General features: G+C 69.5%; 14 protein-coding genes. 4 read left to right on the top strand and 10 right to left on the bottom strand.

Annotation, left to right across the window (positions count from 1 at the left end; all coding sequences use genetic code 11):
* Positions 1-16: 16 nt before the first annotated feature.
* From ELQ94_RS03350 to ELQ94_RS03330, 4 genes are all read right to left on the bottom strand, one after another.
* Positions 17-3,049, bottom strand: coding sequence for an alpha-mannosidase (locus ELQ94_RS03350; RefSeq protein WP_127047109.1), 3,033 nt, complete (start codon positions 3,047-3,049; stop codon positions 17-19).
* Between the two features lie 1,427 nt (positions 3,050-4,476).
* On the bottom strand, positions 4,477-5,394 hold the full coding sequence (locus ELQ94_RS03340; RefSeq protein ID WP_127047107.1) for a carbohydrate ABC transporter permease: 918 nt from the start codon (positions 5,392-5,394) through the stop codon (positions 4,477-4,479).
* The gene (locus tag ELQ94_RS03335) at positions 5,391-6,356 is read right to left on the bottom strand and encodes a carbohydrate ABC transporter permease (protein WP_127047104.1); all 966 of its coding nucleotides are present in this window, start codon (positions 6,354-6,356) and stop codon (positions 5,391-5,393) included. Before ELQ94_RS03335 ends, ELQ94_RS03340 begins: the two co-directional genes overlap by 4 nt.
* 8 nt (positions 6,357-6,364) lie before the next feature.
* The gene (locus ELQ94_RS03330) at positions 6,365-7,639 is read right to left on the bottom strand and encodes an ABC transporter substrate-binding protein (RefSeq protein WP_127047102.1); all 1,275 of its coding nucleotides are present in this window, start codon (positions 7,637-7,639) and stop codon (positions 6,365-6,367) included.
* 157 nt (positions 7,640-7,796) lie between these two features.
* Here ELQ94_RS03330 and ELQ94_RS03325 point away from each other — a divergent pair, with 157 nt between their 5' ends.
* Positions 7,797-8,828 (top strand): LacI family DNA-binding transcriptional regulator, encoded by a 1,032-nt coding sequence (locus ELQ94_RS03325; RefSeq protein ID WP_127047100.1) that lies wholly within the window; start codon positions 7,797-7,799, stop codon positions 8,826-8,828.
* Positions 8,829-8,914: 86 nt separating this feature from the next.
* Here the strand turns inward: ELQ94_RS03325 and ELQ94_RS03320 are convergent, their stop codons facing one another.
* A complete protein-coding gene (locus tag ELQ94_RS03320; RefSeq protein ID WP_166404639.1) occupies positions 8,915-11,974 on the bottom strand; it encodes a GH92 family glycosyl hydrolase in 3,060 nt (1,019 codons plus the stop codon).
* A 191-nt stretch (positions 11,975-12,165) separates the two neighbouring features.
* Positions 12,166-13,095: an endo-beta-N-acetylglucosaminidase H gene (locus ELQ94_RS03315; protein WP_127047096.1), complete on the bottom strand. Its 930-nt coding sequence runs from the start codon at positions 13,093-13,095 to the stop codon at positions 12,166-12,168.
* 186 nt (positions 13,096-13,281) lie between these two features.
* Here ELQ94_RS03315 and ELQ94_RS03310 point away from each other — a divergent pair, with 186 nt between their 5' ends.
* Complete coding sequence (locus ELQ94_RS03310; RefSeq protein WP_127047094.1) at positions 13,282-14,922, top strand: sensor histidine kinase; 1,641 nt, start codon at positions 13,282-13,284, stop codon at positions 14,920-14,922.
* A gap of 74 nt (positions 14,923-14,996) precedes the next feature.
* Entirely contained in the window at positions 14,997-15,884 is an 888-nt protein-coding gene (locus tag ELQ94_RS03305; protein WP_127047092.1) for an oxidoreductase, read from the top strand.
* 51 nt (positions 15,885-15,935) lie between these two features.
* Here ELQ94_RS03305 and ELQ94_RS03300 read toward each other — a convergent pair whose 3' ends face one another.
* The gene (locus tag ELQ94_RS03300; RefSeq protein WP_127047090.1) at positions 15,936-17,507 is read right to left on the bottom strand and encodes an AMP-binding protein; all 1,572 of its coding nucleotides are present in this window, start codon (positions 17,505-17,507) and stop codon (positions 15,936-15,938) included.
* 96 nt (positions 17,508-17,603) lie between these two features.
* On the bottom strand, positions 17,604-18,497 hold the full coding sequence (locus ELQ94_RS03295; protein ID WP_127047088.1) for a DUF808 domain-containing protein: 894 nt from the start codon (positions 18,495-18,497) through the stop codon (positions 17,604-17,606).
* Between the two features lie 125 nt (positions 18,498-18,622).
* Between ELQ94_RS03295 and ELQ94_RS03290 the strand changes: the two genes are divergently transcribed.
* Positions 18,623-20,275, top strand: coding sequence for a threonine/serine exporter family protein (locus ELQ94_RS03290; RefSeq protein ID WP_127047087.1), 1,653 nt, complete (start codon positions 18,623-18,625; stop codon positions 20,273-20,275).
* A 57-nt stretch (positions 20,276-20,332) separates the two neighbouring features.
* Here ELQ94_RS03290 and ELQ94_RS03285 read toward each other — a convergent pair whose 3' ends face one another.
* Entirely contained in the window at positions 20,333-22,243 is a 1,911-nt protein-coding gene (locus tag ELQ94_RS03285) for a BCCT family transporter (protein ID WP_127047085.1), read from the bottom strand.
* A gap of 96 nt (positions 22,244-22,339) precedes the next feature.
* Positions 22,340-23,749: a TrkH family potassium uptake protein gene (locus ELQ94_RS03280; RefSeq protein WP_127047083.1), complete on the bottom strand. Its 1,410-nt coding sequence runs from the start codon at positions 23,747-23,749 to the stop codon at positions 22,340-22,342.
* Between the last annotated feature and the right edge of the window lie 221 nt (positions 23,750-23,970).

Here is a 23,970-nt window from a genome sequence, read left to right as displayed (position 1 = left end):
CGGACGGCACCGACGCTCAGTCTGGGATTCGATCCGCGCTCACCCGGTAGGTACGCACCTCGAAGGGCGACAGCGTCAGCTGGACCGTCCCGGAGTCGGATTCGACGACGTCTCCCGCGTCTTCGATGATCGACGCGTCGACCACGGTCGCGGCTCCCCCGGAGATCGTGACCGTCCCCGTCGTGCGGCGACCGTGCGGCTCGTAGACGCGGACGACAAGATCGCCCGAGCGATCCGAGGCGAGCTTGACGCCGGAGACGAGGATGCCCTCGGACACCTCCACCAGGGGCGCGACCGGTGACCCCGGGCGGACCCGTGCCGGGAGGTTGAGGGCGAGCCCCTCGGCCGTCGCCTCCTCGATTCCCGCCCCGACGACCAACCCGTACCGATGGGTCTGTTCGCCCTGGTCGGTCTGCGGATCCGGGAAGCGCGGCGCCCGCAGGAGCGAGAGACGGAGGGTCGTCGAGACACCCGTCGCGGGATCCGAGTCGCGTGTCACGTCGAAACCGTACGTCGAGTCGGTGACGAGGGCGGCTCCGAAGCCGGGCTCCTCCACGTGCACGAAGCGATGCATCGACGTCTCGAACTTCGCGGCCTCCCAGCTCGTGTTCGTGTGGGTCACGCGCTTCGCGTAACCGAACTGGGTCTCCGCGGCCGTGTGCTCCGCCTGGATCGCGAGGGGGAACGCCACCTTGAGGAACTTCTCGGTCTCGTGCCAGTCGGTGACCTGGTCGATCTCGACCGTCCGCGATCCCGGGCGGAGCGTCAGGACCTGCTCGACCGTCGAGACGGAGAACGATCGACGAACGACGATCCGGGCGACGCCGTCGACGACGGAGGCCTCGATCGCGTCGAGCTCGACGAGGTCCTCGACGCGGTTCCGGTAGAACCGGTCCACGTCCCACGCATCCCACATGTTGGGGAAGTCCTGGTGAAGTTGCAGGAGGTTCGCGGCGGTGCCGGCGGGGAGGGTCTCCCGACCCGACGCCCGGTCGACGGCCGAGATGATGAGGCCCTGCGCGGACACCACGATCCGGACGAGCTCGTTCTCGAGGACGAAGCCGCCGTCCTCTTCGGAGAGGGAGACCGTCCCGGCCATGCGTTCGATCGCACCGGCGCCGAGTCCGGGTACCCCGTCGCGCGTCAGGGGTGAGGAGTTGAACACGACGGTGCCCGCCGCGGCGCCCTCTCCCGAATCGCCGGCCAGGAGCTCCTGCGCGCGCTCGATGAGTGCCTCGGCCGCGCGGGCGACCCGCGCGTACTGCTCCACGGCCTCCCGGTGGACCCAGGCGATGGACGTCCCGGGGAGGATGTCGTGGAACTGCTGCAGGAGCACCTGCTTCCAGAGCTCGTCGATCTCGTCGTACGGGTAGTCGCCTCCCGTGCGGAGCGACGCTGTCGCCCACCACAGCTCCGCCTCCACGAGGAGGTGCTCCGTCACCCGATTGCCCTGCTTGGTCTTGTGCTGGCTCGTGAGGGTGGCGCGGTGCAGTTCGAGGTACAGCTCACCGACCCACACAGGCGGGGTCGGGAGTTCGCGCTGGGCCCGTTCGAAGAAGGCGTCCGGGTGCTCCCAGGTCACGCGCGCGCTGCCCTCGAGGTCGGCCAGTCGTGCGGCCTTCCCCGTCATCTCCCGTGTCGTCCCACCGCCGCCGTCGCCCCAGCCGACGGGAGCGATCGATCCGGACGCGAACCGCGACTCACGGAACTGGTTCGACGCCTTCGCCACCTCCATGCCGGACAGCTGGGAGTTGTAGGTGTCCATCGACGGGAAGTGGGTGAAGACCCGCGAGCCGTCGATGCCCTCCCACGCGAAGCTGTGGTGCGGGAAACGGTTCACCTGGTTCCACGAGATCTTCTGCGTGAAGAACCATTCGAACCCCGCCCGACGCATGAGCTGCGGGAGCGCCGGCGAGTACCCGAAGGAATCGGGCAGCCACACGCCGCGGGAGCGGATCCCGAACTCCTCCTCGAAGAACTTCTGGCCGTAGAGGAACTGACGCACGATCGCCTCGCCGGTCGGCATCACGGTGTCGGACTCGACCCACATGCCTCCGAGCGGGAGGAATCGTCCGTCGGCGACCGCGGCCTTGACCTTCTCGTAGACCTCCGGGCGGTGCTCCTTGATCCAGGCGTACTGCTGCGCGCTCGACATGCCGTAGAGGAAATCGTCGGTCGTGCCGAGCAGCTCGGTCATGGTGGAGGCGGTCCTCGCCACCTTGCGGATGGTCTCGCGGACGGGCCACAACCACGCCGAGTCGATGTGGGCGTGGCCGACCGCCGAGATGCGGTGGGCACTCGCCTCCGCGGGAGACGCGAGGGCCGGGGCCAGCGCGGCCCGCGCGTCTCCGACGGTCGCCGGGATGCGCTGCAGATCGAGCAGGTCGAGGGCGTCGTCGAGCGCCTGGAGGATGCGCATCCGACGGGGGGACGTGGCCGGCAGCTCGGCCTGGAGCTCGAGGAGCACCTCCAGGTCGAGCGCGAACTCGTGCACCTCCGGTTCGAAGACCGCCAGGTCCACGTGGCGCAGGCGGTAGAGCGGGGCGGGCGAGGAGGTGGCGATGTCCCCCTCCTCCGTGGGCAGGAAGGGCACGTAGTCGAGCAGGACCGGGTTGGCCGCCGCCTCCACGAAGAACTCGACCTCCTCACCACCTGCGGCGCTCTCGGACACCGGAAGCCACTGGTTGCGCGGGTTCAGCGACTTCACCGGCACGGCCCCCGGCAGGTAGACGAGCCCCTCGCACTGGAAACCCGTCATGTTGGGGTCGAACCCCAGGTCGACGAGCGCCTCGATGCGCCGACCCGCCCACTCGGCCGGGATCATGCCGCGCACGCGGAACCACGTGGTTCCCCAGGCGGCTCCCCACGCCGAACCGACGGCGAAAGGCTCGAAGTCCAGGGCAAGCCCGTCCGCCGGAGAGATCGGCTCCCCCGGGAGGACGGACGCCGACACCTCGAGCGGGAGACGAGCGCTGTAGACGGCCGGACGGATCCGCTCCGTGAGGACCCGTGCGGCGCGGCCGATGGTGAGGGGGATGTCGTCGTGCATGTTCTGAGGCTGTCCGTTCGTTCGAGAGGTGTGTGTGAGAGAGAGGGGGAGGATCGTCAGGCCGGGAGGGTCGCCGCGGCGCCGCCACCGGCGGGGGTTCCGCCGCGCACGGCGGACTCGGTCCGGTGCACCCGTCGGATCCCACGGTCAGCGAGCAGCGAGGCGTCGTGAGCGCGCGACGCGAGGAGGATCTGGGGGCCAGCCCGGTCCGCTCGGCCTCGCGCATCCACTCGTCGAAGAACGAGCCGCCGGGCGCGCACGCCTCCCGATGGGCGACGGTGTCGTCGAGCACGAGGGCGTCCGCGACGGGCGCGGCCCGCGGGGAGTTCCGCAGCTCGCGTGCGAGAGCGGCGAATGCCCGGCCCGTCGGCTTGATCCGGCCGTGTTCGTCGATGAGCCCGAGGTCGTACTCGACCGGGGGGAAGTCGAGCAGGTCGCGGGACACGTCGTGCGAGCACCACCACGTGATACCCGAGAGGGAGGCGACACCGGCGGCGGTCCGCACGGTGCGCTCGAGGAACTCGACGGCATCCGCGGAGTCGACGACGGTGAGGGGAACGCCCACCTCCTGCAGCCACACGCGGCGCGAGGCGTCGGCGTGCCAGGCCGCCGCGAGCTGCACGAGGTACTCGGCGTGCCTCACCGATCCCTCCCCGAGCCCGCCGTGGCGCTGGGCCGCGCCGTTGAAGACCCAGGAGTGCACGATCGTCTCGTCGCCGTGCTCGGCCGCGTGCCGAGGCAGGAACGGCTGGCGTTCGTCGTACCACGTCGCGTCGTAGGCCGCGTGGGTGACGGGGACGCCGACGCTCGACCGCGCCGCAGCGATCATGGTCCGGAGCCATCCCTCGGCCTCGTCCGGTCCGATCGGGTGCGGGTGGGGGTGCGGCCTGGCGGCGAACTGGTTCACCTCGTTGCCGAGGGTGAAACCCATCACGTTCGGGCGTCCGGCGAGGACCGCACCGAGGGCGCGGATGTAGGCCACCTCACCCGACAGGGCGTCCGGATCGGTGAACATGTTCCGATCGTGCCAGGTCGTGAGCCACGCCGGCAGGTAGTCGAAGCTCGACAGGTGACCCTGCAGGGCGTCGACGTTGACGTCGAGCCCCACCTCGGCCGCCGCATCGACGACGGCTCCCACCGCCGCGAGGGCCGAGGGTCTCAGCAGCCCGCGGTTGGGTTGCACGAGGTCCCACAGCGGGAAGATCCGGACGTGGTCGGCCTCGATGGACGCGATCTGCTCGAGGTCGCGCCGCACGGCGTCGACGTCGAAGTCGAGCCACGAGTGGAACCAGCCGACGCGTGGTGTGTAGTTGACTCCGAACCTCATGAGCGGACGGATCCCCTCGCTAGGCGCGACGAACGGCGGGGACTGTGCAGGATGGACATGATGCCTTTCGTGACGGGGTGGCGGCGGTGACGGCGGGCGGTCAGCCCTTCACGCCGCCCTCCTCGACACCCTTGAAGAAGTGGCGCTGCAGCGCCGCGAACACGATCGCGATCGGCACGAAGGCGATCATCGATCCGGCCGCGATGAGCCGCTGATCGTTCGAGAACGTCCCGGACAGGTACTGCAGTCCGATCGTGAGCGTGAACTGGTCGGGGCTCGTCAAGACGATGAGTGGCCACAGGAAGTCGTCCCACGCCCCGATGAAGCTGAAGATCGCGATCACCGCGACGGTGCCCTTGACCGACGGCAGCGACACGTTCCAGAAGCGTTGCAGGGCGTTCGCCCCGTCGATCACCGCCGCCTGGTCGATCTCCTCCGGCAGCACGCGGAACGCGTTGAACATGAGCAGCACGTTGAGCGTCGCGATCATGCCGGGGAGCGCGACGCCCAGGAGGGTGTCGGCGAGTCCGAGGTTCCGGATCGTGACGAAGTTGGCGATGATGGTCGCCTCCCCCGGCAGGATGAGCGTCGCGAGGAAGAGCCCGATGACGATCTTCCGCCCGCGGAAGCGCAGTCGGGCGAGGGTGAAGCCGGCGAGCGTCGAGAAGATCACGTTGCCGCCCACCTGGAACACCGCGACGAACAGCGAGTTGCCGATGAAGGTCCAGACCGGGATCGCGTCCATCACGCGGAGGTAGTTGTCGAAGGTCGGGTCCCCCGGCCACAGCTGCGGGATGCGGGTGTAGATGTCCTCGCTCGTGCTTTTGAGGGAGGTGGACAGCTGCCAGAGGAACGGCCCGATCGAGATGAAGAGCACGAAGACGAGCAGGACGTACCGGATGACGAGCTCTCCGGGCCCGGCGGAGCCGAACCCACGTGTCTTCCGGGCACGCGGGGCCTTCGTCGCGACGTGCCCTGTCAGCTCGGTGGCACGCTGGTCCTCGTTCACGGCGGTCATCGGTCACTCCTACTGTTGATGCGCGCCAGGATGAGCATCGGCACGAGCGTCACGAAGAACATCAGGATGCTCAGGGCGCTCGCGTATCCGAGGTCGCCGGCGAACCCGCGCGAGTACTGCTGGATGAGCATCACCATGGTGAGGGCCTCGCCGCCCGCTCCCCCGGTTCCGCCGGTCATGATGAAGACCTCGCTGAAGACACGCAGCGCAGCGATGCAGACGAGCACCGCGATGAGCAGCATCGCCCCACGGACCGCCGGCAGCGTGACACTGAGGAAGCGCCGGATCGCACCGGCGCCGTCCATGGCGGCCGCCTCGTGCAGGTCTTTGCTCACATTGCCGAGAGCGGCGAGGTAGATGATCATGTAGTACCCGAGGCCCTTCCACACCGTGAGGCTCACGGCGCTCAGGACGATGAGCCACCGGTCCGTGAGGAACGGCAGCGGGCCCTGGATGATCGAGAGCTCCTGCGCGAGCCCGTTCACGAGGCCACGGTCGTCGAGCATGAACGTCCAGATGAGGGCGACGACGACGGCCGACGCGATCACGGGGGTGTAGAACGCCGTGCGGAAGAACGTGATGCCCGGGAGCTTCTTCTCCACGAGGAGCGCGATGAGTAGCGGCAGGATCGTGAGCAGCGGGAGGCATACGAGCATGAAGACCACGCTGTTGAGCAGCGCGTTCGCCACCTGATCGTCTTCGAGGATGTAGCCGAAGTTGTCGAAGCCCACGAATCGCTCGGTGCCGCCGAGCGGCTTGGCGTTCGTGAAGGCCATGCGCACGGTGTTGAGCGACGGCCAGATCGAGAAGACGAACAGCCAGAGCAGGGCCGGGGCCAACAGGAGCCATGGGGTGCGCCGCCGGGTCGCGCGGGCTGGTCCGCGGCGGTTGGGCGCGCGGTTCGGCCGTGGCCGCCCCGCCGGCGGAGCGGTGCCGCCGGCGGGGGTTTCCGTGATGGTCATCGGGTGACCTACTGGCGGGCGAGCAGGTCGTTGAGCTTCTCGACGGAGGTGTCGAGCGCCTCCTGGCCGGAGATGTCACCGCGGATCGCGAGCGCGATCTGCTGACCGAGGTAGTCGTTCATCGCCCCGTTGACCGAGTAGGGCGTCAGCACCTCGGCGGTCTGGAGCGACTCGAAACCGGTGACGCGCGCTTCGCTCGACGGGGTGCCGTCCTCCTCGCTGAAGTACGGGTCCTCGTCGGAGCCCTGCGTCGACGGGAAGACGTTCGCGATGTGCGCGAAGTCGTTCTGGTTGTCCGCGTTCGTCATGAACTCCGCGAAGGCGAGCGCCGTCGAGAGGTTCTCGCTGCCGGCCGAGACGCTCAGTCCCTGCACGTAGAGCGGCGAGATGTTGAGGGCCGGGCTGATGACGATGTTGCCCTTCAGGCTCGGGTTGTTCTCCTCGAAGGAGTCGATCGCGGTGGCGCCACCCGTCGACCAGGCGACCTTGCCCTCCGTGAAGAGCTGCGAGTTGCCGAGGTAGTCGGCGTTCAGCACGGTCGGGGGCATCTCGCCGTTCGCGTAGGCCTCCGCGTAGCGGTCGATGATCGCGGCGGCCTCCGGGGTGTTGAAGACGAACTCCGAGCCGTCCTCGTTGAGGATGTCGATGTCCTCCAGCGTGAAGTCACCGAGGCCGGGCGCGCGGCTGATGAGGTAGTTCTCCGGGCAGTTGTCGGCCATGATCGCCGCCTGTTCGAAGAGCTCGTCGGTCGTCGCCGGCGGGTTCGCGGAGTCGAGACCGCAGTCGTCGAGTTGTGTCGCGTTCCAGTAGTTGACGTCGGTGCCGAGGTACCAGGGATACCCGTAGACGCCCTCCACGCCGTCGAACCGGTACGCGTCGACGGACCCCTCGAAGTAGGTGCTCTCCATGTCCGTGGCCTGGCTCACGTCGTAGAGGATGCCCTGCTGCGCGAGCGGAAGGGCGAAGTCCGGCGGCACGTTCACGACGTCGGGCAGCGTGTCGGTCGAGGCCTGGGACAGGACCTTCTCCGAGTAGCCGTCACCCGGCTGGTCGACGAGCTCGACACTCGCGTCGGGGTACTCGTCCTCGAATGCGGCGATCGCCTCGTCGAGATACTCCTGGTAGGTCGGCGTGAGCGACCAGGTCTGAAAACGGATCGAGCCGTCGACGGCCCCCTCGGGGTCCGATCCGCCCGATGCGGCGGGTGCCGAGCACCCGGCGAGCAGGGCGGTCGCGGCGACGATGCCGAACCCGGTCAGCAGGGGGGTGCGCTTGTTCCTCATGTGATGCAACTCCTTTGTGTGCAGGCGACGTCCGCTGTGATCCGCGCTGGGGACCGGTCGCGGAGACGAGGCGATGGGGTATATCCTCAGCAACTAAACCGGGTAAGTCAACCACCGGATTAACCGGTTCAGTACATTCGGTGTCGAGGAGGCCACGATGGCGACGAGCAAGAAGCGGGCGACGCTCGGCGACATCGCGCGCCGATTGGGGGTCTCGAAGGCCGCCGTGTCGTTCGCCCTCAACGGCAAACCGGGCGTCGGTGAGGAGCTCAGGGATCGCGTCCTGCGGGTGGCGTCCGAGCTCAACTACCGTCCGAACTCCGCCGCTCTCGCCCTCGGGCGATCGCGGGTCGACGTCATCGGGCTCGTCCTCAACCGCCCGGCGCGCACGCTCGGCACCGAGGCGTTCTTCCCCGATCTCATGGCGGGGATCCAGGCGGGTCTCGCCGAGACCCACACCGGACTCCAGACCCTCGTCGTGTCCTCCCTCGACGAGGAGATCGAGGCGTACGCCTCGTGGCACTCGGCCCACCGCGTCGACGGGGTGATCCTCATCGACCCCCGCCGGGACGATCGACGCATCGCCCTGCTCACGGACCTCGAGCTGCCCACCGTCCAGATCGGCAGCCACCCGAGCACCGATCCGGACGTGCCGAGCGTCTGGATCGACGACGACGCCGTCGCCGCTACCCTCTTCGGCGAGCTCTTCAGCCTCGGCCACCGCCGTGTCGCGCACGTCATGGGGCGCCTCGATTTCGAACACACGGAGCTGCGCCGTAAGGCTCTCCGCGCGTGCGCCACCGCGGCGGGCGCCTTCGACCCGGTCTCGGTCGAGACGGACTACTCGGCCGAGCAGGCGGCGGAGGTGACGCGAGATCTGCTCACCCGCCACGATCGCCCCACCGCGATCGTCTTCGACAACGACGTGATGGCCCTCGCCGGTCTCCGCGTCGCCCAGGAACTGGGCGTCGCCGTGCCCGCGGAGCTCTCCATCGCGAGCTTCGACGACTCGGTCATGATGCGGCTCGTCCGCCCGTCCATCACCGCACTCACCCGCGACACCTACGCGCTCGGCGAGCTCGCCGCCCGGACCCTCATGACCCGCATCGATGCCGAAGACATCGTGCCATCGGTGCCGGCCGCGCAACCGACGCTCTCACGTCGCGAGAGCACCGCCACCGCACCCTGACCCCGAGAGGGGCGGGGTCAGGGTGCACAGGGGCAGGGAGCCGAACCCCTCCGTGCGCTTCGTCGGCGCCCTGACGGCGCATCGATTCAGGCGAAGGCCTCGAGCTGCGCCAGGTCGAGCGCACGGACCGCCTCGAACCGCAGCGCCACGACCTTCTCCGGCGACGCGATCCGGAAGGGTCGCGTCCGGCCGGCAACGTCGACGGCGGCCTCACGTTCGTCGAGGAGCACGGTCGACCCGTCCAGGCGGATGCCGAGCAGACGCCAGGACGCGGTCGATTCGTCGGCAGGCCCAGCCGGCAGGGGCTGGGGCTCTCCGCCGAGCGTGACGGTGTACATGCCTACAGCGGAATGCGACGGGAGAGCGAGGTCGACGAACCCGCCAGGGGTGAGCGCGAGGGGTGTCTCGCCGGCATCGTCAGCCGGGGTGTCCGGCGCACGGGTGAGGAGGTCGCGCAGGGGCTCGACCCCGAACTCCGTGGAGAACGAACCGGGGCGTGAGGCGCGTGCCCACCCCGTCGGTTCGTCCGCGAGTTCGACCTCCACGCGGCGGGCGCGCAGAAGGTCCTCAGCGGGGACGGCGACGCGGTCCCACAGCTCGCCGTCGATCCGGACCGATCGGATGAAGGGTCGACCCGGGTTCGTCGTGACGATCTCGAGCGGGTGCGCGCGACCCTCGGGGTGGAGCACGATGCGCGGCAGCAGCGGGGGTGTCAGGACGAACTCGCCGCTCCCCGGGACGAGCGGGTACAGGCCGAGGACCGAGAAGAGGTACCAGGCCGACATCTCGCCGTTGTCCTCGTCCCCCGGGTAGCCCTGACCGATCTCCGAGCCCACGAAGAGGCGGTCCCTGGCCTCGACCACGAGGCGGTGGGCGTCGTCATGCCTCCCCGTGAACATGTACATGAAGGGGATGTGATGAGCGGGCTGATTCGACAGCGCGATCATCCCCATACGTACGTCGCGGGCCTCGTTCATCTCGTGGATGACGAAGCCGTAGGAGCCGGAGACCGATTCCTCGGCGCTCTCCGGTGTCGCGAGGATCTCGTCGAGCCGGGCCGCGAGGGCACCCTCTCCCCCGTACAGCGCGGCGAGACCGGCCCCGTCGTGCGGGGCGGTCACGGAGGTCCCCCAGGCATTGGTCTCCGTGTAGTCGTGGCCCCACTCGGCCGGGTCGAACGCGTCGCCGGCCACTCGCCACGCGCCGTCCGGGTCGCGGCCGATGAAGAACCCGGGATCGCCGTGGAAGACGTTCCGGTAGCCGAGGGCACGCCGCGCGAGATAGTCGCCCTCCGTCTCGAGCCGCTCCCGCCGCTCCCCGGTCGCCTCGGCGGCGAGGAGACGGGCGAGCCGCGACGCCGACGCGTCGTTGATGGCGTTGTCGAGCGTCCATGACATCCCCTCATGCGTGGCCGTATCGATGTACCCGCGGAAGATCCCGGGGCGCAGACCCTTCCGACCCACACGGCCGTCGGCCGCGGCCACGGTCGCATGCTGGAACGCCGAGCGGTACGCCTCGTCGACGCGGAACGGGACCCCCAGGGCCGCGAGACCGGCGAAGACGGTATCGCTCGTCGTCCCCGTCATGCAGTCGACGGGGCCGGGCGCGCTCCAGCGCGCCACCCAACCGGCGTCGGAGAAGTGCTGGACGAAGCCGTCGGCGAGCCGGGCCGTCGTCTGCGGTGCGAGGAGCCCGAGGAGCGGCCAGGCCGTGCGATAGGTGTCCCAGAATCCGTTGTTCGACGAAAACGGACCGGAGCGCACCTCGCCGTCGACCGGGCTGCGGTAGCGGGGTCCGGTCGGTCCCGGCTCGTCGTGGGCGTTCGGGTAGCTGAAGACACGACCGAGGCCGCCCGCGATCGACCGCAGGACGTCGTCCGAAACGGCTTCCTGCTCGGGGATCTCGACGCGAGCGAGGGCCGACCTCCACGCGCGGGCCGCGCGATCGAGGAGTCCATCGACACCGCCGTCCGACCCGGCGTTCGATCCCGCGTTCGACCGTGCCGTCTCGGCGTCGATCGTCGACACCCCGACGAGGACGTCGGCCGCGGCCCCGTCGATGACGACGACGCCCCGCAGCTCACCACCTCCGAACATCAGTCGGTGGTTCCGCACCCGGGGGAACACCACGTGCACGAAGTGGTCGAGCGTCTGACCCACGTCGCGGATACGCACATCGAGGCGCAGGTCGTCCGGGCCCTCCTGCCACGTCGCGGCGACGGCCTCCCCGAGGTGATCGACGATGAGGGACAGGTTCTCCCCCGCCGATCGGAAGCGCATACCCACGACGTGCCGTCCCGCCGTCAGGAGCGCCGAGACGCCCTCGAGCTCCACCGCGTAGTGGTCGGGACCCGCGTGCTCGGTGCGCCGATCGAAGCCGAGCGCGCGGGCGGCCCGATCCACGTCGGGGTCGAGGAGCGGGCTCGGCATGAGCTGGAAGACCCCGCGGTCGCCGATCCACGGGCTCGGGATGTGACTCGTCGCGAACGCCTGCAGCGACGGACGCGTCGACTGCCACCGGTACGGCCAGTTGCCGGCCCCGGCGTCGGTCATGGGCAGCCCGAAGACGCCGCCGTGCGGGAGGGTGACGATCGGGGCGTTGTTCCCGCGGGAGAACCGGTCGGAGGATCGCGTGCCCCGCCGCGTGTCGACCCAGCCGAGGAGGTCGCCCGGCCGTGCTTCGGAGGGGCGCACGGCCGGGGCGTCGACGAAGACGGTGCGGACGGGATCGGCGGAGGCCGTCTCCGCGAGGCTGGCACGGATCTCGACGATCCGGCGGCCCGCGAGGGGTGAGAGATCCACGATCCGTCGGTTCCACTGGTCCACCCACGCACGCTTCGATCGTGCTTGCGCGTCGGCGTCCATGAGTGTGCCCTGCTGATCGACGAGGGCGGAGCCGCTCGATCGCGAGCCGTCGTCGAGGACGAGGTCGAGGGCGAACGCCGTCGAGGCGTACCGGTCCCCGCCCCCCGCGACGGGCAGCCAGTCGTACTCGAGCACGTCCCCGTGCACGATGCGGGTGCCGGCGAGCCCCGGCAGGACGACGGTGCCGCCGCTCGGCGGCCCGTCCACGCGGAGGTAGTCGACATCGTCTGCGACGGGCGGATCGGCTGGCGTGAACGCGGGCCGACCCTGCGAGAGGGTCATCCCCTCCTGGCGGTCGGCGGACACGGACGGTGACGGTGACGGCGATGACGGCATCCGTCGATCGTCACGAGCTGAACCGCATTAGTCAAACCCGCCGCGCTGCAGTCTCTGCCCGACGCTGCAGCTCTTCCTGCAGCGCCCAGCAAGAACTGCAGCGCGACGAGACGGCGGGGCGCAGGGAGCGCGATCGATCAGCCGGTGTAGACCGCGTCCTGCCCGTACAGCCCGCGCGTGAACGACGAGACGTAGGCGCTCCGGTCACCGGCGGTCAGGTTGTACGTGACGTAGACCCCGTAGCCGTCGGACACCATCCGCTCCGCGAGGTCGGCTGCGGTCTCCGCCGGCGTCTGGGAGATGTCGATCGCGGCCGGTCCGAGTCGCGCCGCATCGACACCGGGGAACATCGGCACGTTGTACTGCCCGTAGTACGGGTTCCAGATGTAGTCGAGCTTGTCGAGCACGGTGGACGGTGCCGACTGCAGGGACTCCGCCGTCTCGCCGATGTCGTAGAGCGAGATGATGCTGCCGGCGGGGAGCTTCGCGTCGAGCGCGTCCACGAGCCAGGTGGCGGACTCGTCGTTCGCCGCGGGCACCCCCTCGGATCCGTACGACACCCACTCGTCGTCGATGTCCACGCCGTCGAGGCCGTAGGTCGTGACGACGTCGTCGACCTCGTCGGCGAACGCCTCGGCCGCGGCCTGATCGGGGAAGTTGGCGAACCCGGCGGCCTGGTGGTTGCCGAGGAGCGAGAGCGTCACCTTGATGCCCTTGTCCTGGAGCGGCCGGATCTGGTCGGCCGCGTCGTCGAGCGTTGCCTGGACGCGGTCGTTCAGGTGCAGGTACGCGCCCGTGCCGTCGTGATTGATGTTGGCCGCGAAGATGATCGCGACGTCGAAGGCACTCGAGCCGTCCTCGAGGGCGTAGTCCCCGACGACGCTCAGATCGGTGCTGTTCACCTCGATGTACGCGATGCTCGCCGGGCCCGTCGCGCCCGCCGGACTCGACGTCTCCGCGGAGGCGGGCGCAGCGGCCAAGGCCGAGAGGGCGACGGCCGAGGCCGCGACGGTGGCGAGACCGGTGCGGCGCCGGGTCCGCGTGGGGTGGCCGGATGTTCGTGACATGTGTGCTCCTCACTGAGTGGATGTCATCGGCGACGAGCCGACACCCAGCAGCCTGCGCGGCTTAAACGGTTTAGTCAACGGTCGGTCCGCGACTCTCCTCCACTTCGTCGGCGAGCCCTGCACGCCGCGACACCCGCGTCCGCGATGCTGAGCGGTGCGGACGGTGTCCGTCGGAGGGATGCGCGGATGACCGAGGCGGTACCCGAGCTCGAGCTGATCCGGCACCGGGACGTCTTCTGGAGAGGTCAGTCCCCGTTCCTCGCCGGAGCCCTCGTGCTCTTCGCGCTCGTCGCGCTCTGCATCCCCGGCGCGGTGGCGCACCCGCTCTTCCTCACCGGGGTCGCCGTGACCGTCGTGTCGACCGTGCTGGTGTTCCTCGTGCCCTGGAACGCCCTGCCCGTCGAGGCGGTCGTGATCATCCCGCTACTCGACATCGTCGCGGTCGCGATCCTGCGGGAGTCGCTCTACGAGACCCTCCCGTCGGCCGGATTCCTCATCATCTTCCCCGTCGTCTGGCTCTCCTACCGTTTCCCGTTCGGGGCGATCCTCCTCTCCGTCACGGGTGCCCTCCTCGTCACAGCGCTCCCCATCCTCGTGGGACGACCGGCTCCCTCGACGGGTCGGGAGTGGGTCGAGCTCTTCCTCCTTCCCGCCCTCGTCTCGATCGTGGCCGTCATGGTCTTCGGAGCCGCCCAGCTGCTGCGCGCCACACGGGCGCAGGCGGATCGGGTGCTCCAGGAGGCCGTGCAGGCCGAGATCCTCGCGAGGACCGTCGCCGACTCCGTCGACGCCTCCATCGTGCACTTCCGACCGGACGGGACGGTGGGGCTGCGGAACCACGCCGCGAACGAACAGGCCATCCTCGCGGGTTACGACCAATCGATGCACGCCGCTACCGCGGCATACGACGTGGACCGGCGCACGCCGATACCGACGGAGCGACAGTCCCTCCATCGGGCGCTCAACGGCGAGGAGTTCCGCGGCGACCTCTTCTGGATCGGCGTACCGGGCGAGCAGCGGGCCATCGCGGCCAACTCGTCCCGCGTGCAGACCGCCGACGGGGATTTCCTCGGCACCGTCCTCGTCGGACACGACGTGACCGATCTCGCGAACGCGGTCGCCGTGCGTGAGGAGTTCCTCGTGGCGGTGTCGCACGAGCTGCGCACGCCGCTCACGTCGATCATCGGCTACCTCGACATCCTGGCTGACACCCACGACCTCGAGGCGATCGGCATGAGCCGGGAGGTCTCGACGATCCAGCGCAACGCCGATCAGCTCCATGCGATCATCTCCGACCTCCTCACGGCGAACGCGAACGAGATCCGCGTGCGTCCCGGTCCTGTCGACGTCGCGAACATCGTGCGCGAGTGCGCCGACACGGTCCTCCCGCGCGCGACGGCGCTCGGCATCGAGGTCACCGTGGACGCTCCGCACCGTTTCGATGTCGAGATCGACGCGAGTCGGATCGGTCAGGTCATCGACAACCTCCTGTCGAACGGGCTGAAGTACACCCCGGCCGGGGGCCGGGTGGCGCTGTCCCTCGAGACCGGGGCGGAGAGCGGGACCGAGGCCGGCGGACGGGAGTTCTCCGTCGTCGTCTCCGACACCGGCATCGGGATCTCTCGAGAGGACCAGCGCCAGCTGTTCGACCGCTTCTTCCGCGCCCAGGAGGTCAGGGACCGGGCCACGCAGGGGCTCGGTCTCGGCCTGTCGATCGTGCGGACAATCGTGGACGCGCACGGCGGTCGGATCGAGGTCGCGAGTCGCCTCGGTCACGGCTCCCGCTTCGCGATCGTCCTGCCGGTGCGTCAGCCCCGAACGCGCTGAGGGGCGCTCATCGGAGGCACGTTCGGGCCCGCACGCCCAGGCCTCACCCACCCTGAGCGCCTACGGTGGCGAACATGACTCAGTGGAACGTGCGGGACATCCCGCCGCAGCACGGCCGGACCATCATCGTGACCGGCGGCAACAGCGGACTCGGACGTGCGACGGCCGCCGGCCTCGCCGCGGCAGGGGCGCACGTCGTCCTGGCCGTGCGCGACACGGACCGCGGCCGCGCGGCGGCCTCTTCGATCCGGGGGAGCGTCGACGTCCGCGAGCTCGACCTCGCCGATCTCTCGTCCGTCCGGCGCTTCGCCGACGCCTGGGACGGCCCTCTCGACGTCCTCGTGAACAACGCGGGCGTCATGCTGCAGCCGCAATCGACCACGGCCGACGGATTCGAGCTGCATTTCGGCACCAACCACCTCGGGCACTTCGCGCTCACGAACCTGCTCCTGCCGCACGTCACCGACCGCGTCGTCACCGTGTCGTCGGCAGCCCACCGCATGGGCAGCATCGACCTCGCCGACCTCAACTGGCGGAACCGCCCGTACAAGGGCTGGGCCGTCTACGGCCAGTCGAAGCTCGCCAATCTGCTCTTCACGCTCGAGCTCGAGCGTCGGCTCGAGGCCGACGGTTCGTCCGTGCGCTCCTTCGCCGCCCACCCCGGTTTCGCCGCGACGAATCTCGCCGGACGCACGGGCAACCGCGTCGCGGACCGCCTGATGGGTGGCGTGACCAAGGTCGTCGCCCAGACGGATCGGATGGGTGCCCTGCCCACGCTGTTCGCCGCCGTGGAGGATCTCCCCGGCGCGAGCTTCGTCGGACCGGACGGCTTCGCCGAGCAGCGCGGCTACCCGACCCTCGTCGGTCGCACGGCCGCCGCGAGCGACGTCGACATGGCGAAGCGGCTGTGGGACGCGTCCGAGCAGCTCACGGGCGTTCAGTACCCCGCCCCGCACGCCTGACGGTGATGCGGCAGCCGGACGCCCGGCCGCCGCCTGTCATCGCGCCGACCGTCAGCCGCGAAGGTCCTTCCGCAGGATCTTTCCGGAGGCCGACTTCGGTACGACGTCGATGAACTCCACCGCCCGCACCTTCTTGTACGGCGCCACGTGCTCGCCCACAAAGCCGATGACGGTGTCCGCATCGATCCCCGAGCCCTCGCGGCGCACCACGAAGGCCTTCGGGATCTCCTGACCGTCGTCGTCGGGAGCACCGATCACGGCGGCGTCGGCGATGTCCGGGTGCGTCAGGAGGAGCGCCTCGAGCTCGGCCGGCGCCACCTGGTACCCCTTGTACTTGATGAGTTCCTTGAGGCGATCGACGATGTAGAACTCGCCGCGGGCGCCGACGGTCGCGATGTCGCCGGTGCGCAGCCACCCGTCCTCGTCGACCGTCTCGCGCGTCGCCTCCTCCCGTCCGAGGTAGCCGAGCATGACCTGCGGCCCGCGCACCCACAGCTCCCCCGGCGCGCTGATCCCCTCGACCGGCACACCGATGTCCTCCCCCGTCTCGAGCGCGACGAGTCGCACCTCGGTGTTCGCCACGGGGACACCGATCGATCCGAGGGACAGATCGTCGCGCTCCGGCGGTCCCGCATGGGTCACGGGGCTCGCCTCGCTCATGCCGTAGCCCTGTCGCACGCGCGCGCCCACCCGCTCGGCGACGGCTCCCATGAGTCCGGCGTCGATGGGCGCCGCGCCCGAGAGGATCGCGCGCACGCTCCCGAGGTCGTAGTCCGCGACGAGGGGGTGCTTCGCGAGGGCCACGGCGATCGGCGGCGCGATGAACAGGTACGTGCACGCATGGGACTGGATGAGCTCGAGGAAATGCGCGAGGTCGAATCGCGGCATCGTCACGAGGCGCGCGCGCTTCTTCAGGGCGATGTCGAGCAGCACCGTCATGCCGTAGATGTGGAAGAAGGGCAGTACGGCGAGGACGACATCGGTCGACTCGACGTCGAGAAGAGGGTAGGTCTGAACGACGTTCGCCACGAGGTTCCGGTGGCTGAGGCGCACACCCTTCGGGTACCCGGTCGTGCCGGAGGAGTACGGCATGACCGCGACGTGCGTCGAAGGGTCGATCTCGATCGTCGGGGCCGGACGGCCCTCTCCGATGAGATCGGTGAGAGAGGGGTGCCCCGCTCGACCGTCGAGCACGACGACGCGCTCGGAGGCGAGCCCAACTGCCGAGGCCGCGGCGAGCGCCTGCTCGGAGAGGGCCCTGACGGTGAAGAGGAATCCGGCGCCGGAGTCGCGCACCTGCGTCTCGATCTCCTCGGCGTTGGAGAGCGCGTTGACGGTCGTGGCCGTGGCGCCGGACCGCAGGATCCCGTGGAACACGGTCGCGAACGCCGGGATGTTCGGGCTGTGGAGCGCGACGACGTCGCCCGGGCCGATGCCACGAGCGGCGAGCGCCCCGGCGACGGCCTCGATGCCCCGACGGAGGTCCCCGAAGCTCGTCGTCGCACCGGTCGTCCCGTCGACGATCGCGACACGATCCGCGTCGGCATCGCTCAGGTCGCCGAACAGGAAGTCGAAGACGCTCACGTCCGGGATGGTCTCGTCGGGGTACGGGCTCTGGATCACGGCGATCTCCTTCGATCGGTTACGGCAACGCTGCCGTCATCCTCGTCGTTCGGAGCGCCGAGCGAAAGGGAGTGGCCTTCCGCCGCCGGATCCGTCTCAGTGAGCGACGGTGGTCGCGGAGTCGCGCGACCGGAGGCGGGAGACCCCCATGACGATGCCGGCGATGACGAGGCCGACGGCGAGACCGAAGACCGCGGACAGGGCCGTGTCGACGACCCACTCGACGATCGGTCCGGCGGACTCGATCGGATCGATGATCGCGTGCACGATATCGTACGGGCCGTGCCAGAAGGTGTCGGCGAGGTTCGTGATGAGCAGGTGGCCACCCACCCACAGCATCGCGACGGTTCCCACGATGCTGATCACGCGGAACACCGCGGGCATCGACGCGACGACGCGGGCACCGGTGCGGCGCACGCCGCGGGACGGGCTCTTCATGAGGCGCAGACCGATGTCGTCGATCTTCACGAGGAGAGCGACGGCGCCGTACACGAGGAGCGTCATCCCGAGGCCGATGACGAGGAGGGCGCCGAGCGTCATCCAGATGCTGAAGTCGGACGGCAGCCCCGTGAGGGCGATGAGCATGATCTCGGTGCTGAGGATGAGGTCGGTGCGGACCGCGCCGAACACGAGCTTCTTCTCGTCGCGCGCCTCCTCGTCCTCGTGTCCGTGAGCGACGCCGAACCACTCGAGCACCTTCTCCGCTCCCTCGAAGCACAGGTAGCCGCCACCGAGGATCAGGAGGTACGGCAGCACCCACGGCGCGAAGGCGGTGAGCACGAGCGCGATCGGGATGATGATGACGAACTTGTTGACGAGGCTTCCGAGGGCGATCTTCCAGACGACGGGAAGCTCCCGGGCCGGCGTGATGCCCTGAACGTACTGGGGGGTGACGGCGGCATCGTCGATCACGACGCCGGCGGTCTTCGCGCTCGCCTTGAGGGCGGCGGTCAGGATGTCATCGACGACGGCGAGCAGACCGACCGACATGGGATTCTCCTCGGGATGATGCGGATGCGGGGGGACGGGCGATGAGCGCACGCGGCGCAGCCCGTCCAATCTAGCCGCCCGTCAACTGCTCCGTGGGCACCTCCCGAGCCGGATACGGTGCTGGTATGGGATTACGTACGAGATGGCGCCGGCTCGCCGCGCGCAGCGGGACCTCGTCGCCCCGCGCGGGCTTCGGCGGTCGGGCTCGGCAGCCTCACATCGCCGAGCAGACCATCCGCGAGGTCCTCGAACTCGCGGTGCGGATCGGTGAAGCCATGCTCGCGCTCGGGGCGGCGGCCTCGGACGTCACCGACGCGATCCGTCGGGTGTGCGGGACCTTCGGCGTCGAGTGCCACATCGACCTCACGTTCACCGCGATTCTCGTGACCCATGACGGGACGGACCGGCTCGCGGGCATCAGCGTGCTCCGCGTCGTGAGCTCCCCCACCGCCGACTACGGTCGGCTGGGGCGTGTGCTCGCGATCGAGCGCAGGCTCAGCCACCTCCCGGTCGACGTGCAGGTGGCGGATCCGACGATCGACCAGGGCACGCGCGACGAGGTCCGGGAGATCCTCGAATCCGCGCATGCGGAGCTCGACGAGACCCTCTCCGCTCCGAGGCCCATCCGTCGCTGGATGGTGACGCTCCTCCTCGCCACCCTCGCGGGCGCCGTCGCGGTCCTCCTCGGCGGTGGTCCGGCGATCGTCGCGATCGCGGCCGGTACGACCGTCCTCATCGACTCCGTGCTCCGCGCCCTGTCGAGGTGGGGACTGCCGGTGTTCTTCCTGCAGGCGGTGGGAGCCGCTGTGGCGACGATCGTCGCCGTCTCCCTGAGCGCCGCGGTCCCGGGTCTCCCCGTGGAGTTCTCGACGCTCCCGCCCGCCCTCGTCGTCGCCTCGGGCGTCGTCGTCCTCCTCGCGGGAGGTTCGGTGGTCGGTGCGGCGAACGACGCGATCAACGGCTTCCCCGTCACGGCGAGTGGCCGGATCATCGAAGTGGTCCTCCTGACCGTCGGCATCGTCGCCGGGATCGGAGGGGTGCTCGATCTCGCACGTCGACTCGGCATCGCCCTGACCCTCGACGACATCCCCTCGAACCCCGCGCCGTTCGCCGCACAGGTCGTCGCCGCCGGGGTCGCCTCGGCCGCCTGGGCCTTCGCCTCCTACGCCGGACCGCTCACCGCAGCCCTCAGCGGCGCGGCCGGGGCGGCAGCATTCGCCGTATTCACGGCGACGACCTCCCTCGGCGCGAGCAATCCCGCGGCGGCGGCGGTCGCGGCCACCGCCGTCGGCTTCGTGTCGAGCCTGGTCTCACGGCGGACGGGGATCCCCGTCGTCGCACTCACGGTGTGCGGCATCGTGCCTCTCCTCCCGGGGCTCACGATCTACCGCGGCATGCTCGCCCTCGTGACCGGCAGCACCGAGACGGATGGCGGGCAGTTGCTCCTGCAAGCGGCGATGACGGGGCTGAGCCTCGCGGCGGGTGTCACCCTCGGTGAGATCCTCGCCCGACGGAACCGTCGGCGTCGCCTGGCTGGCAGCCTCGGATCCGTCCCGGCCGGTGGTACGGCGGTCGCAACCGACGCGGCCCCGATCGACTTCCCGAGGACCGGGTCCATCCCCATGCAGACCTCCTCCGAGGCCTCATCATCGGCGTCCGAGTCGGAACCCGCCATCGCCAATCCGGACGAGGATCCAGACGAGGATCCTCTCGGCGATGCGCTCGACGAGCCCGACCCGTTCGACGACCGGCGGGGCCGATCGGATCCCATTCTCTAGTCGGATCCGATCGGCTCCCCGGCGGAGCGTTCAGCCGTCAGCGCTGGCGGGTGTCCGTCAGCGCTCGCCGGTGCGCGGAGCGTCGTCGGGCGCTTTCGCGGCCTCGGCGGTGTCGAACCCCTCGGTCGTCCGCTCGGCCGGAATCTGATCGATCGCGCCGGTCGTCGCCGTGGTGTACCACTCGCTGAGCGTCGGATCCTCGGTGTCGAGCCACGCGCCCGCACCCTTCTCCGACTCGACCTCGCTGACGCCGAAGACGAAGTCGTCTCCGTGCTCCTCGATGCCGCGCCGCACGCCCTGCGAGATCGCGGTGGCGGCGAAGCGGTGTCGGAGCACGTACGGGTCGGTGCGCAACTCCTTCGCCCACGCGATCATGATGCCGATCACGATGATGGCGAACGGCAGGGCCGTGACGACCATGATCGACTGAAGACCGCTGAGCGCCGTCTCACCGCCCGCGAGGAGGAGGGCGAGCGCCCCGGCGCCGAGGAGCAGGCCCCAGACGATCGTGACCCACGTCGAGGGCTCCGGCTTGCCGCGCTGACTCATCGACCCCATGACGATCGCCGCAGAGTCCGCGGAAGTGACGAAGAAGATGACGATCGAGAGCATCGCAACGACGGACGCGATCGCGCCGAACGGCAGCTGGTCGAACACCGCGAAGAGGACGGCGTCGGAGCCGCCGGCGTCGCTGATCGCTGCGCCGTTCTGTTCGAGCCACATCGTCGTGCCGCCCATGATGCCGAACCAGACGACACACACGAGGGAGGGGACCATGATGACGACGGTCACGAACTCGCGGAGAGTGCGACCGCGGGAGATCTTGGCGATGAACATGCCCACGAACGGCGTCCACGAGATCCACCAGGCCCAGTAGTACGTCGTCCAGCTCGACATGAAGGCCGACGCGTCCTCGCCCTGGGTCGGATTGCGCATGAGCATCGTGCCGAGCTCGCGGAAGAAGTCGATCATCGCCGCGGGGATGAGGTTCAGCAGGAACAGCGTGGGGCCGGCGACGAAGATGAAGACGCCGATGATGCCGGCGAGGATCATGTTGATGTTCGACAGCAGGCGGATGCCACGCTTGATTCCCGAGACGGCGGACACCACGAAGAGCGCCGTCAGGACCGTGATCGTGAGGATGAGGAAGCCGTTGCCGAGCGGACCGATACCCGTGACGTATTCGACACCGCGACCGATCTGCAGGGCGCCCATACCGAGCGTGACAGCGGTTCCGAACAGGGTGACGATGATCGCGAAGACGTCGATGACGGCACCGAGCGGTCCGTCGGTGCGGGACCCGAAGATCGGCGTGAAGATGGCGGAGATGAGCGGCGAGCGCCCCCGGCGGTAGGCGGCGTAGGCGATGGCGCCGCCGACGAGCGCGTAGAAGCCCCACGCCATGGGCCCCCAGTGCAGGAAGGACTGCGCGAGTGCCGTGTTCATGGCATCGACCGTCCCCGCCTCGGGTGTCGATCCGGGCGGTGGCGCGTTGAAGAACGTGAGCGGCTCGGCCGGACCCCAGAAGAGCAGTCCGATGCCCATGCCGGCGGAGAAGAGCATCGCGATCCACGATGCTCGGCCGTACTCGGGCTTCTCGTCGTCGGCGCCGAGGCGGATGCCACCCGTGCGGGAGTAGCCGACCCAGAGCATGAAGACGATGACCGCGATCGCGAGGGCGGAGAAGAGCCAACCGAAGTTGGTCGTGACCCAGCCGAGGGATGCTCCGCCGGCGGCGCTGATGCTCTCGGGAGCGGCGAAGCCCCAGATGACGACGGCGAGCACGAGTGCACCGGCGATGGCGAGGACGACCCAGTTCGTCAGGAAGCTGCGACCGGTCTTCTCGACGCCGATCCCGGGGATGAGAGCCGGGTGGAGAGGGATCATGCCGGGGTCGTTGACCTCGCGGAGGACCGTCTTCACGGGCTGGGAGCGTTTCCCGCCTGGCGGCTGTTTCGGGTCGGTCATGATGCTCCTCGCGTCTCGTATGTCGTCGTGCGTGTCGTATATGCGTCTGTATCGATCTCGTGCAGCGAACAAGGGTAGCAAGAAGGGAGGACGGCGTCACCCGATGATGGGGCGCTCCTCGGGGACGTCGTACAGGAGGTTCCGTTGTCGCACGGCGAGGGCCGCCGCGAGGCCCGCCGGGCCGATCCGTCCCGCGACCATGAGGGCGCTCAGGACGTACTTCCCGAACGGTGGCAGCTCCTCGCTCAAGCCCACCGAGAGGCCGCACGTCGCGAACGCGGAGATCACCTCGAACAGGATCCGGTCGAGCGGGGCGTCCGTCACGAGCATGAGCGCCGCCGTCGCGCTCAGCACGAGCGTCGCGCCGAGGAAGGTGACGCTGATGGCGAGCCGGAGTGTCCCATCGGGGATCGTCCGGTTCGCAACGCGCACATGGCGGTCTCCGCGGGCCTCCGCGATGATCGCGAGGAAGAGCACGGCGATGGTCGCGACCTTGATACCGCCGGCCGTCGAGGCCGACCCTCCCCCGACGAACATCAACGCGTCCGTCGCGAGCAGCGTCGCCGGCAGCGACTCCCCGGTGTCCACGAGCGAGAATCCGCCCGAGCGCATCATGACCGAGGCGAAGAGGGAGTGGAAGAGCTTGTCCGCCACGCTCATGTCACCGACGGTGTCGACGTTCGACCATTCGATCGCCCCCCAGATGACGGCCCCCACGACGAGCAGCATCGTCGTCACCGAGAGGGTGAGCTTCGTGTGCAGGGTCCAGCGGACGAGATTGAGGCGGTGGGTGATGATCGTGAGGAAGACGGGGAAACCGAAGCTCCCCACGAAGACGCCCACCATGATCGGGGTGAGGATCCAGAGGTCCTGCCCGTAGGCCGCGAGTCCCCCGACGTTCGAGACGAAGCCGGCGTTGTTGAACGCCGAGACCGCGTAGAAGACGCCGTGCCAGAGCCCGTCCCACCAGTTCTCGTCGACCATGATGAACCGCGGCACGAGGACCACGGCGAGCGCTCCCTCGATCGTGAGCGTCGTGAGCACGACGATGCGCAGGAGGCTTCCGACCTCGCCGAGCCCCGACGAACCGATGCTCTGCTGGGCGAACACCTTGCTCCGGACTCCCAGGCGTCGACTGACCGCTCGGGCGAGGAGGAGGGCGATCGTCACGATGCCGAGCCCGCCGGTCTGGATGGCGGCGAGGATGATCGCCTGCCCGAGGAACGACCAGTGCGTCGCGGTCTCGACGGTCACGAGACCCGTCACGGTGACGGCCGACACCGCCGTGAACATCGCGTCGGGCAGAGGCGTCGACTGCCCGTCCGCCGCCGCCGCGGGGAGGGACAGGAGCACCGTGAAGACGAGGGCCGCCAGGATGAAGACGAGGGCGGCGGTCTGGGCGGGCGAGCGCTTCGCGGCGTCCCCGAGCATGGACGTGGTCCGACGACCGACCGCCCGCACGCGGCCGACGAGCCCGGCCGCGGGAACGCGGTGCGGTACGGCCATGAGCGGGCTCCTCCGGTGGCGCGGGGGAAGCGACTGCCGACCAGGCGTCCCGGCTCACCTCGGGACAGCATAGGTGAGACCGCGGCGCTCTCGCGATGTCGCGGGTCGGCAGACCGAACGGGCACCGAGCCGGACGCAGCCCCCGTCACACGAGACACTGCCGCCCGCCAGCCCCTCCCCCGGCGCCCGCGCTTCGCCTTGAATAGGGAGGGTGGTCCGGA

Source organism: Labedella endophytica (genome assembly GCF_003990045.1).
In the GTDB taxonomy this organism is placed as follows: domain Bacteria; phylum Actinomycetota; class Actinomycetes; order Actinomycetales; family Microbacteriaceae; genus Labedella; species Labedella endophytica.
Note: the sequence above shows the minus strand (reverse complement) of the source record. Positions and strands in the feature narration are given on the sequence as shown.

Coding starts and splice junctions, on each gene's coding strand:
- ELQ94_RS03350 (WP_127047109.1), bottom strand. CDS start 3,049: ATGCACGACGACATCCCCCTCACCATCGGCCGCGCCGCACGGGTCCTC.
- ELQ94_RS03340 (WP_127047107.1), bottom strand. CDS start 5,394: ATGACCGCCGTGAACGAGGACCAGCGTGCCACCGAGCTGACAGGGCAC.
- ELQ94_RS03335 (WP_127047104.1), bottom strand. CDS start 6,356: ATGACCATCACGGAAACCCCCGCCGGCGGCACCGCTCCGCCGGCGGGG.
- ELQ94_RS03330 (WP_127047102.1), bottom strand. CDS start 7,639: ATGAGGAACAAGCGCACCCCCCTGCTGACCGGGTTCGGCATCGTCGCC.
- ELQ94_RS03325 (WP_127047100.1), top strand. CDS start 7,797: ATGGCGACGAGCAAGAAGCGGGCGACGCTCGGCGACATCGCGCGCCGA.
- ELQ94_RS03320 (WP_166404639.1), bottom strand. CDS start 11,974: ATGACCCTCTCGCAGGGTCGGCCCGCGTTCACGCCAGCCGATCCGCCC.
- ELQ94_RS03315 (WP_127047096.1), bottom strand. CDS start 13,095: ATGTCACGAACATCCGGCCACCCCACGCGGACCCGGCGCCGCACCGGT.
- ELQ94_RS03310 (WP_127047094.1), top strand. CDS start 13,282: ATGACCGAGGCGGTACCCGAGCTCGAGCTGATCCGGCACCGGGACGTC.
- ELQ94_RS03305 (WP_127047092.1), top strand. CDS start 14,997: ATGACTCAGTGGAACGTGCGGGACATCCCGCCGCAGCACGGCCGGACC.
- ELQ94_RS03295 (WP_127047088.1), bottom strand. CDS start 18,497: ATGTCGGTCGGTCTGCTCGCCGTCGTCGATGACATCCTGACCGCCGCC.
- ELQ94_RS03290 (WP_127047087.1), top strand. CDS start 18,623: ATGGGATTACGTACGAGATGGCGCCGGCTCGCCGCGCGCAGCGGGACC.
- ELQ94_RS03285 (WP_127047085.1), bottom strand. CDS start 22,243: ATGACCGACCCGAAACAGCCGCCAGGCGGGAAACGCTCCCAGCCCGTG.
- ELQ94_RS03280 (WP_127047083.1), bottom strand. CDS start 23,749: ATGGCCGTACCGCACCGCGTTCCCGCGGCCGGGCTCGTCGGCCGCGTG.